The 10365-nt window shown below is 53.2% G+C and carries 10 protein-coding genes; 4 read left to right on the plus strand and 6 right to left on the minus strand.

Translation table 11 applies throughout. The features are described 5' to 3' along the window. The first annotated feature begins 53 nt into the window (after positions 1-53). Entirely contained in the window at positions 54-749 is a 696-nt protein-coding gene (locus AC5OW4_RS12550; RefSeq protein WP_493677025.1) for a TVP38/TMEM64 family protein, read from the plus strand. An 88-nt stretch (positions 750-837) separates the two neighbouring features. Further along, positions 838-1542 carry an HAD family hydrolase gene (locus AC5OW4_RS12555; RefSeq protein WP_493677026.1) on the plus strand — a complete coding sequence of 235 codons (705 nt, stop codon included), beginning with the start codon at positions 838-840 and terminating at the stop codon, positions 1540-1542. Positions 1543-1554: 12 nt separating this feature from the next. Here AC5OW4_RS12555 and AC5OW4_RS12560 read toward each other — a convergent pair whose 3' ends face one another. Continuing rightward, positions 1555-2475, minus strand: coding sequence for a DUF1848 domain-containing protein (locus tag AC5OW4_RS12560; RefSeq protein WP_493677028.1), 921 nt, complete (start codon positions 2473-2475; stop codon positions 1555-1557). 99 nt (positions 2476-2574) lie between these two features. Next, positions 2575-3918, minus strand: coding sequence for a magnesium transporter (gene mgtE, locus AC5OW4_RS12565; protein WP_493677029.1), 1344 nt, complete (start codon positions 3916-3918; stop codon positions 2575-2577). Positions 3919-4232: 314 nt separating this feature from the next. Here mgtE and AC5OW4_RS12570 point away from each other — a divergent pair, with 314 nt between their 5' ends. Further along, positions 4233-6008, plus strand: a complete 1776-nt coding sequence (locus AC5OW4_RS12570; protein WP_493677030.1) for an FAD-dependent oxidoreductase — start codon at positions 4233-4235, stop codon at positions 6006-6008. A gap of 79 nt (positions 6009-6087) precedes the next feature. Here AC5OW4_RS12570 and AC5OW4_RS12575 read toward each other — a convergent pair whose 3' ends face one another. The 4 genes from AC5OW4_RS12575 to tgt all read right to left on the minus strand — a co-directional run bounded on the left by AC5OW4_RS12575 (position 6088) and on the right by tgt (position 9720). Then, complete coding sequence (locus AC5OW4_RS12575) at positions 6088-6648, minus strand: TetR/AcrR family transcriptional regulator (protein WP_493677031.1); 561 nt, start codon at positions 6646-6648, stop codon at positions 6088-6090. 203 nt (positions 6649-6851) lie between these two features. Then, positions 6852-7553, minus strand: coding sequence for an epoxyqueuosine reductase QueH (locus AC5OW4_RS12580; protein WP_493677032.1), 702 nt, complete (start codon positions 7551-7553; stop codon positions 6852-6854). 3 nt (positions 7554-7556) lie between these two features. After that, complete coding sequence (gene queA / locus AC5OW4_RS12585; protein WP_072683648.1) at positions 7557-8579, minus strand: tRNA preQ1(34) S-adenosylmethionine ribosyltransferase-isomerase QueA; 1023 nt, start codon at positions 8577-8579, stop codon at positions 7557-7559. Position 8580: 1 nt separating this feature from the next. Then, positions 8581-9720 (minus strand): tRNA guanosine(34) transglycosylase Tgt, encoded by a 1140-nt coding sequence (gene tgt / locus AC5OW4_RS12590; RefSeq protein WP_039864997.1) that lies wholly within the window; start codon positions 9718-9720, stop codon positions 8581-8583. 109 nt (positions 9721-9829) lie between these two features. Here tgt and AC5OW4_RS12595 point away from each other — a divergent pair, with 109 nt between their 5' ends. Further along, a complete protein-coding gene (locus AC5OW4_RS12595) occupies positions 9830-10132 on the plus strand; it encodes a hypothetical protein (protein ID WP_072683646.1) in 303 nt (100 codons plus the stop codon). The last annotated feature ends 233 nt before the right edge of the window (positions 10133-10365 follow it).

The following is a 10365-nucleotide window of genomic DNA, read 5'->3' on the forward strand; positions in this document are numbered from 1 at the left end:
ACAAAAGGCCCTTATAGGGCCAGAGGATACCACCCGTTTTACGGGTGGTTTTGATGAAGAAGCAACGAAAATGGAATCGGCTGCAGGGAATCGCCGCAATCGCGGGCGTACTTTTGCTTGTGCTGGCGGCTTTGGATTTTCTTCCGGCGGTCAACGCGCTATTGAAAAGCGGCGACGAACAGGCGATCCGGCTGTACTTTCGCGCGCTGGGGCTGAAGGGCGTGTTGTTTCTGATTTTGCTTCAGGCGGTGCAGGTGATCACGTCGCTGATTCCCGCGCTGTCGCTGCAGGCGGCGGCCGGCGCCAGTTATGGGCCTTTGTTGGGGACGATCATAATTCTGACCGGGATGGTTTTGGGCAACGGCGTTGTCTATCTGTTTGCGGAAAAACTGCTCGGCCAGCTGTCGCCAAAGGCGAAGATCACGCGGATGCTGGAACGTTTCTGTCACTGGCTGGCGGGGAAAAACAAAGAACTCTATTGCTTTTTAATGTTTCTTCTGCCGGTCCTGCCCAATCTGGTCAAGCCCTATCTGGCGGCGGTGTCGGACGTCCGCTGGCCGGTTTTTCTGTTTTCCTGCGCACTCGGCTCAATCATTCCGGTGCTGGCCGGTTCGCTGATCGGAAACTTTCTGATTGAAGGCAGGATGCGGGAAGCGATGATGGTTGCCCTTGCCGCCGTCCTCGCCGCGCTGGCGGCCGCCTGGATCCAGAAACGCCGCGCTGATCGTGGGAGTGAATCGGGAAAATGAATGAGAAATGGACAATCAAACAAGATTGTCCGCTTTCATGAAACTGGAAATTTGTGTATAATAAAGCCATTGCGAAAGGAATCTGACGATGAAAAAAACATACTTCTTTGATTTGGACGGCACGCTGCTGCCGATGGATCAGGATCAATTTGTCCACAGTTATTTTTCCCGCCTGGCGAAGAAAATGGCGGGGAAGATCGACCCGAAGCAGCTGGTTGATACGATATGGAAAGGCACCGGCGCAATGGTGACCAACGATGGCCGGGCTACCAATGAACAGGTGTTCTGGCAGGTGTTTGATCGCCTGACCGGCTTGCATCATGAAACGCTGGAGGATGAATTCCTCGACTACTACCGCAACGAATTCAACGAAGCGGTCGAAGCCTGCGCGCCGACGCCGCTGGCGAATAAGATTGTAAAACGGTTTAAAGAAAAAGGTTATACGTTAGTGCTGGCGACCAACCCGATCTTTCCGCGGATCGCTACGGAAAACCGGATCCGCTGGGCCGGATTGGATAAAAACGACTTTGACTGGATCACAACCTTTGAGGTTTGCCGCTATTGCAAGCCGAATCCGAAATATTATGAAGAAATTCTCACCCACTTGAATCTGGATCCCAAGCAGTGCGTCATGATCGGCAACGACGTTAAGGAAGACATGACGGCCCGTTCGCTGGGGATGGAAGGCTGGCTAATCACCGACTGTTTGTTAAACACGGAAAACCTGCCGGTGGAATGCGAGTTTGAAGGCACGCTGGCTAAGCTGCAGGAAAAAATTGAAACGCTGGAATAAAATAAAAAAAGTCTAGAACAGACGCAGCTGCCGTTCAGACTTTTTTTTCGTTATGAGTTGATCGTCAGGCTGCAGATGACCGATCAGCAGCGTGGATTCAGGATCGTGCCGGGCTTGCCGCGAGGCGATCTGCGCTTCGTCAAAGTTGGCGTAGCAATAGCGGCAATGGTGGGCGCAGCAGTTGTATTCGCCCAAATCCGTGACCTGCAGGCAATGACAATGCGCCCGCGCCTGGGTCAGCGGATATTCCAACGTTTTCCCGGTCAGCTCCCGCAGCCATTCTGCGTCGATGCAGCTGCGGTTTTCAATGCCGGCGCTGCGCAGATCCAGATTCTCGGCGCACAGCTGCAGACGCATTCCATAACGGCTGCCGATGTCAGCCAGCCGGCATGCCAGAGCTGTAAATCGCGGCAGCGAATCCGGCTGCCAGTTCAGCTCGCGCTGATGCTTCAGGGTATTTTTATAGAAGTCGAGATGACTGATGATGACCTGCGTGCAGGAACCTGCCAGCTGCTGGCAGCAGCGCTCAAACGCCCGGCAATGAAACGCTTCGTCATAACGTTCGGATAAGAAAATCGGATCATACCGCAAAATCATGTGGGAAGGGCCAAGCTTGCGGGCGAGTTGCCGGAAGCTGTCCAGAACCTGCCGCTTATCCGACAAGCCCGGTTCGATCTCTGGGCCATAGGGCGTCACCGTGATCTGAAAACCGACCGCATAGTCACGGAAGACGTCCATCTTATCCAGCATCGGCGTTGGATTCTTGGTCATGAAGATGACCGCGTCGACCTGACCGGGCGAACAATCCACGCGCAGCACCTGCCGGGGCGCGAACGGATTGCGGATATCGACGAGGCCGGCCTGGAATCGATTCACAAGCCAGTCACTGTAAAATGCGCACAGATCGGTGCGCTGGGAACAACATAAAAGCATGCCGCCAGCCTCCTTTTCCGGTTTAATATATCACAAAGACATTAAAAAAGGCAGTCCTGTGACTGCCGGAAAGACAGCTTGTGAGAGCGAAGCGCCGGATCAAAGCAGATACGGCAGAAAGAGCGTCGCCAGTCCGAGAAAGAAGAAGAATCCCAGGACGTCGGTGACCGTCGTCACGAAGACGGAGGAGGCCAGCGCCGGATCGACGTTGATTTTCTTGAGGATGACCGGCACGGCGTAACCTGCGATTGTCGCAAACGCCATGTTCAGCAGCATCGCCAGCCCGACGACCAGTCCGAAAATCGGATTCTGCTGCATGACGCCGCAGAGCAAGGCGACGACCAGACCGATGCTGACGCCGCTGAGAATACCCACGCCGAACTCCTTGAAGAAGACCCGCCTGGCGTTGTCGCCGGTTAACTCGCCCAATGCGATGCCGCGGACGACGATCGTTAACGATTGGGTGCCGGCGTTGCCGCCCATTCCGGCGATAATCGGGTTGACCGCCGCCAGCGCGACGACCTTTTCGATTGTGCCGGAGAAGACGGCGACGACGGAAGAGGCCAGAAACGCTGTAAGCAGATTGATAAACAACCACGGCAGACGGCTTTTCAACGATTCGATCAGACTGCCGTCGACTTTTTCTTCCTCATTGATCTGCGCCAGTCGGTGGATATCTTCCGTGTTTTCTTCTTCAATGATGTCCATGACGTCGTCAACGGTGATGACGCCGAGAATGTGATCCTGCTCGTCCACAACCGGCATCATCAGGAAGCTGTACTTGCTGAATATCCGCGCGACTTCTTCCTGATCGGTCGAGGCCGGCACGGAGATGACGTTCGGATTGGCGATGTCGCGGATCTGCGTGTCAAAGCTGTGAGCGACGATTTCCCGCAGGGAAACGACTCCGGTCAGCACGTTGCTTTGATCGACGACGTACAGGTAGTACGCCATTTCCGCGTCCTGCGCCGCCTTTTGCAGATATTCCAACGTCTGCAGCACGCTCATGTGCTGGGATAGACTGATAAACTCCGTCGCCATCAATCCGCCGGCAGTATCGGCATCGTAGCTCAACAGCTCGCGGACCTCCTGGCGGTCTTCGATGTTCATCTTGCTTAAGACGTCTTCCGATTCCGCCTCGTCCAGAACGGAAACCAGGTCGGTAATTTCATCGGACGACATTTCTTCGAGGATGACCATCTGCTCGGTATCGGAGAAATGCGACAACAAGCCATATTTCTCCTCATCTTCTTCCTCATCGACAATTTCGGCGAGGATGTCCGAAGGCAGACGTTTCATGATGACGTCTTCGTCATCTTTGTATTCATGAATGACTTCCAGAATGTCAACCGGGTGGATAAACTCGATCATCTCTGCCAGCTGATCATCCGTGGCGTGCAGCAGAAAATTCCGCAGTTCTTCTTTACTGATTTCTAATTTCATACGATCTCCTTGATCCGGAAGAACCGGCGCTGTGCGTAAAAAAGCGTCGTCCAGGTCAATCTGCCGCCGGATCATGCCGGCGCGGCGTTAAAGTCTGACGGACTGGCTGGACTGCGTTTTCAATGCTTTCATTATAGTCTTATTTCCCCCGTCAAAACAACTGTTCACGCAGTTATTTTCAGGGAAATTTGAAGGTGATCAACACGAAAGCGTTGTTCGGTCATGTGAAGGTGTTGACAAAGTGAGGGGAAGTCTGTACAATGAAACCGAACATGTTCTGTTTTGAGTCAGAGAATCCAGAGGGAGGATAAAAAATGAGCATCAGAAAAGCAATCACCGCGGTTCTGGCGTTGTCGATCACTTTCAGCGCTGCCGGCTGCGGTTCACCAAAATCAGAAGCGGCGCCAGCTTCGCCGCTGTTGGCAGTCAAAGACGGAACTTATCCGGGAACAGGCGAAGGCCACGGCGGAACGCTCGCCGTTCAGGTTGAGGTCAAAGACCATAAAATCACCGCGGTAACGGTCGGCGACCATCAGGAAACTGCCGGGATCTGCGATGCGGCGCTGGAAAAAATGCCAGCTCGGATTATGGAGACGCAGTCGTTGGGCGTCGATACCGTGACCGGGGCGACGGAAACATCCAACGCGATCCTGCAGGCATGCGAAGCCGCTCTGGGGGCGGCGGGCGCGGACATTGACGCACTGAATGTCAAAGCGGAAACCACCGCGAAGGAAGAAAAAATTGAAAAAGACGTCGATGTCGTGATCGTTGGCGGCGGCGTGGCCGGATTGTCGGCCGCGGTTGAAGCTTCGGCGGCGTCAAAATCCGTACTGCTGATTGAAAAAATGGGCGTGCTGGGCGGCAGCACCAGTCTGTCCGGGGGCAAGCTTCTGGCTGCGGACAGCGTATTCCAGCGCGAACAGGGGATTGAGGACAGCCCCAAATTGTTCTCTGATTTTCTGATCGAGCTGGGCCAGCATCATGTCGATGAAGACAAACTGAAAATGATTGCGGAACGTTCCAGCGCCAATGTTGACTGGCTGATTGAAAACGGCGTGGAATTTTCCGATCAGATCGACACGCCAAACCCGAGAATGCAGCCCAACCGCGGCTTGAACGCAGCCGCGGGCAGCGGCGCCGGGTTTATTCTGCCGCTGCAGAAAAAAGCTGAGGAAGCGGGCGTGGAAATCATGACCGAAACCCGCGGCGAAAAACTGATCGTGAATGAACAAGGCGAGGTTGTCGGCGTAGAAGCCACGCAATCGACGGGCACCTCCGTGCTCATCCATGCGGAGGCCGTGATTCTGGCGAGCGGCGGTTATGATCGCAATCCGGAATTAAAAAAAGAATATTCGCCGACCTATGCGGATTCCATTACCAATGTCGGCGCAGGCAATGAAGGCGACGGCTTGCTGATGGCGCGGGAAATCGGCGCGCAGATCGTCGGCAACGACAGCGCGATCGCACAGATTCTGCCGTTTGGCGCGGCGATGCAGGACTTATTTACTTATGCCGGGCTGTTTGTCAGTCTGGACGGCCAGCGGTTTATGGACGAATCGCTGCCGCGCCCGGCCCGGACGCCGGTCGTCCTGGCGCAAACCGGTCAGCCGAAATATTTCATTCTGCTGGATGCGGCCCGGGCAACGGAGAATGTTCAGGCCGCCGTGGACGCCGGCACTGCGTATTCCGGCGCAAGCTTGGAAGAACTGGCAGCCGCTGCCGGGATGGATCCGGGGAAACTCACGCAGACGGTTCAGCGGTATAATGAACTCTGCGCGGCCGGTAACGATGAAGACTTTAACAAAAACGCCGACTTGATGCAGCCGGTCGAGGAAGGCCCGTACTATGCGGTTTTATGTACGATGAACACGTCCGGAACCTTTGCTGGTCCGCTGACGACGATGGATGCCGAAGTTGTGAACGGACAAAATCAGGTAATTCCGGGATTATATGCCGCCGGCGAAGTCAGCAGCGGCGATCTGTTCTATAAGGAATATCCAGGCAGCGGCACTGCGATTCAATCGTTTATTACAATGGGCCGGATCGCGGGGCAGCAGGCCGCCCAATACGCTTTGGAAAAAACGAAATAAAGACCGCGCGTAAGTCATAACAAAAGTGAAGCCTTTTTCCTGTAAGGAAGCCGCTTCACTTTTTTTGATTGTGCTCTGGTTAAGCCGCAATCAGCGTGATCAGGTGATTCACCTGCTTCATCAGCTGCTCGCCGACAGGATAATTGCCGTTTTCCATGCAATAGCGGATTGAATTGCCAAGGATCAGCGTAAAAAGATGATCCAGCACCTCCTGGGCGGCGTACTCCGGCTTCATCTGTCCTTTTTCCGCAGCCCGGATTAAAAGCTCCCGCACGATCTGACGGTATTGCGACAGACTGTCTGACTGATAATGTGTGATGTTGTAAGCATATAGAAACTGCAGGCGATCCAACGACGTTTCTTCCAAGAATGAAATTTGAAAACGAACGTAAGCCCGCAGGTTTTCCCATTCGTCGGCACTTGTCAGATTCAATCGCTCGTTTTCCCGCGCCCGCTGGGCGTTGCTGCGGAATAATTCGACGATCACGTCTTCCTTTGCCTGAAAATAATGATAGAAGCTGCCGATGGAAACCCCCGCCTGTTCGCAGATTCCGCGGATTGTGATCTCCGAAAAGGCCCCGTCGGCGATCAGCTGCCGCACCTGTTCTAAAATTTTCTCTTTGTTTGACTTCTTTTTCATGGGTTTATTATACCACAAGCTGCTTTTTTTGGATTCCCCCGGATTGCAAGGTTTTTTACGTCATGTTTATTAGGAGTGACAACAGGATAGCCCACGAATCGCTGTGAGCGTGATCACAAGAAAAGTGGACGCTGGACAAGAATGCCCACCTCGCAAGTTGTATTTAACCATCCTGACCGGGACAAACCGGCCAAATAAAAACTTCATCGGGTATCCGATGAAGCTTCCTCAGCTTTGCGTTTTAAATCAGCCTGCCGTTTTTCATAAGAATAAAGACAGCCGCAGTAATCCTGCCGGTACAGCTGATGCAGCCGCGACAGCTCCTGTCCCCGGTCGATGCCCTTTTTCTTTTTGAAATCCGAATAGAAATACGGGACGTCCGGGTATTTGTGCGACAGCTGCCGGCCGATTTCGTTTAATTTCTGACTGTCCTTCTGCCGGCTGATCGTCATGACAGTCGTAAAATAATCGAAGTGATGCTCGCTGGCGTACCGGTAAGCTTCGTCCATTCGCAGACCATAGCACAGAAAGCAGCGGACCGCTCCCTCCGGCTGATCCTTCAGAACGGATAACCGTGCGGTAAATTCCTCGTTTTGATAAGGCGGGACGATCAAGCTGACCGGATGGGGCAGCGTTGGATTCACCTCGTTCAGGTATCGTTTTAATTCATTCAGCCGGCGCTGATATTCCGCCGCCGGATAAATGTTGGAGTTGTTGTAATAAATCGTAACTTCAAACACGCCGCTGAGAAATTCCAGCGGAAACGCGCTGCACGGCGCGCAGCAGGCATGCATCAGCAGCCGCGGATGCCGGCCTTCCGCCTCGATCCGCGCCATTTCCTCCACGCTCATTTTCCAATAGTTGATCTTCGGTTTGGAACTTGCCGGTCGTTTATTCTGTTCCATAAGCTATTCGATGAACATACTGTCGCCGAACGAGAAGAAGCGGTATTTCTCGTCGATCGCCGCCTGATAAGCCGTCATGATCTGTTCTTTGGTCGCAAACGCGCTCACAAGCATGACCAACGTCGACTTCGGCAGATGGAAATTGGTGATCAAACCGTCGATCGCTTTGAATTGATAACCAGGGAAAATGAAAATATCGGTATCTTCATGACACTCGCGGAACTTGCCATACTTGCTCATGATCGCTTCCAATGTCCGGCAGCTGGTCGTACCGACCGCGATAATCCGCCGGCCTTCCGCTTTTGCCTGATTCAGCCGGTCCGCCGTGGCCTGATCCATCATGAAGAATTCCGAATGCATGTGATGATCGGCGATATCCTCAGTATCCATCGGCCGGAACGTGCCTAAACCGACATGCAGCGTGATATCCTCAACCTCGACGCCTTTGGCTTTCAGCTGATCGAACAGCTCCGGCGTAAAATGCAGACCGGCTGTCGGCGCCGCGGCGGAACCTTTGACCTTGGCGTAAACCGTCTGATAACGCTCAGGATCCTCCAGCTTTTCCTTGATGTACGGCGGCAGTGGAACATTGCCCAGTTTTTCCAGAATTTCATAGAAAATACCGTCGTAGATCATCCGGAACTGACGCAGCCCTTTTTCGCCGATCCCGATGCATTCGGCTTTCAGCTCGCCTTCGTTAAACGAGATGATAGTGCCCAGCTTGACCACTTTGGCGTTGCCGACCAGACATTCCCACTCGTCGCCTTCCTGCCGCAAAAGCAGCAGTTCGACGTGCGCGCCGGTTTCCTCTTTCGTGCCGAACAGCCGGGCTGGAATGACGCGCGTGTTGTTGCGCACCAGCACGTCGCCCGGTTTTAAATAATCGACGATATCGTAGAAATGGCGATGTTCAATCGCGCCGGTGGAACGATGCAGGACTAACAACCGCGACGCTGACCGCTTCGCCAGCGGCGTCTGCGCGATCAGCTCCTGCGGCAGCTCAAAATCAAATTCACTTGTTTTCATATCAGAACCCCCTCGAGTCCACGCTGTTCAGATTATATTTCTTAAACAGCTCTGCTTTGAAATCACCGAAGCGGTCTTCCCGGATCGCTTTTCTGGCCTGTTCCGTCAGACTTAACAAAAACCGCAGATTGTGAATCGACATCAGGCGGCTGCCCAGCCCTTCGTTGCAGCGGAACAAGTGCCGCAGATACGCGCGGCTGTAATTTTTGCAGGTGTAGCAGTCGCATTCCGGATCCAACGGTCCGAAATCTTCTTCATATTCCTGCTTTTTGATGTTAACCCGGCCCTGGGAAGTCATCAAGGTGCCATGCCGGGCAATCCGTGTCGGCAGCACGCAGTCGAACATATCGACATTGCGCAGAATACCTTCCAGAATCGCGTCGACCGAGCCGACGCCCATCAGATAGCGCGGCTTCTCCCACGGCAGATACTTGACGCTGTAATCGATCATCTTATACATCGTTTCCTTGGATTCACCGACGGACGTACCGCCGATCGAATACCCCGGGAAATCCATCTCCGCCAGCGTTTTAGCGCACATCTCGCGCAGATCCTGATACTCTCCACCCTGGACGATGCCGAACAACGCCTGTTCCTCCGGACGCTGATGTGCATCTTTTCCCCGCTTGGCCCAACGCAGCGTTCGCTCCACGCTGTTTTTCATGTAATCATAGGAGCAGGGATACGGAGCGCACTCATCAAAGCTCATGATGATATCCGCGCCGATCTTGTTCTGAATCTGAATGGATTTTTCCGGACTCAAAAATAAGGTAGAGCCGTCAAGATGACTCTTGAAGGTTACGCCTTCTTCCTTGATCTTGCGTCGATCCGCCAGCGAAAAGACCTGGAATCCGCCGCTGTCCGTCAGCATCGGCCCGGAATAGTTCATGAATTTCTGGACGCCGCCGGCTTTATCGACAATGTCTTCGCCCGGCCGCAGCCACAAGTGGTAGGTGTTGGCCAGAATAACGCCGGCCCCCAATGCCTTGATTTCCTCCGGCGACAGAAACTTGACAGTCGCCAAGGTGCCGACAGGCATAAACATCGGCGTTTCTACATCGCCATGCGGCGTGTGCAGGATGCCGCAGCGGGCGCCTGACTGTTTGCACACATGGGTAATCTCAAATCGAATTGCACTCATATATTTTTCACCGCCACTATTCTACCATAAAAGCCCCTTCCCTGAAAGAAAAAGCCGGAATAAGCTGAATCCCGCCGGCATAAGTCTAAAGAAAGAGGAGGCCTGGAATATGGAAGAAAACAAAGAAGAAATTCAATGGATCAGCAAGATTCGCCGGCATTTTCATCTGCGAATCGAAATTTACAACCGCCGCAAGACGATCAAGCAATGTAAAAAGGAGGTCCTTCAAACGACGCTGCAGTTAGGGAAGGTGACGTACCAATGCTTTCTGAATCAAAAGGAAAGCGAGGAGATCGCCGCACTGTCATCGCTGATCCGGCAGCGGCTGGCGACGATCGAAGAATTGGAGCAGCAGATCCGGCAGCTGAAGCAGGGGGAGGAAGAACAGGATTTTCTGGACGCGATGTTTTAACCAAAACGCTGAAACTGAATTAAATTAACCGATGAGACTCTATCCGCTGTCTGAAAACGGAGCGGGATAAAAGAAGGTCCGCGGAAAGTGTAAAGAAGAAAAGGGAAAAATGATAACCAACGCGTTCATCCTATTATATAGGAAAGTGTTGCTTCTGAAAGTCCCGCTTGGAAATTAACTGATTGATATTTATTACAAGGAAGAATTAAGCGAGGGTAAATCCATCCTCTTGC

The sequence above is a fragment of the Holdemania sp. genome (genome assembly GCF_986127675.1).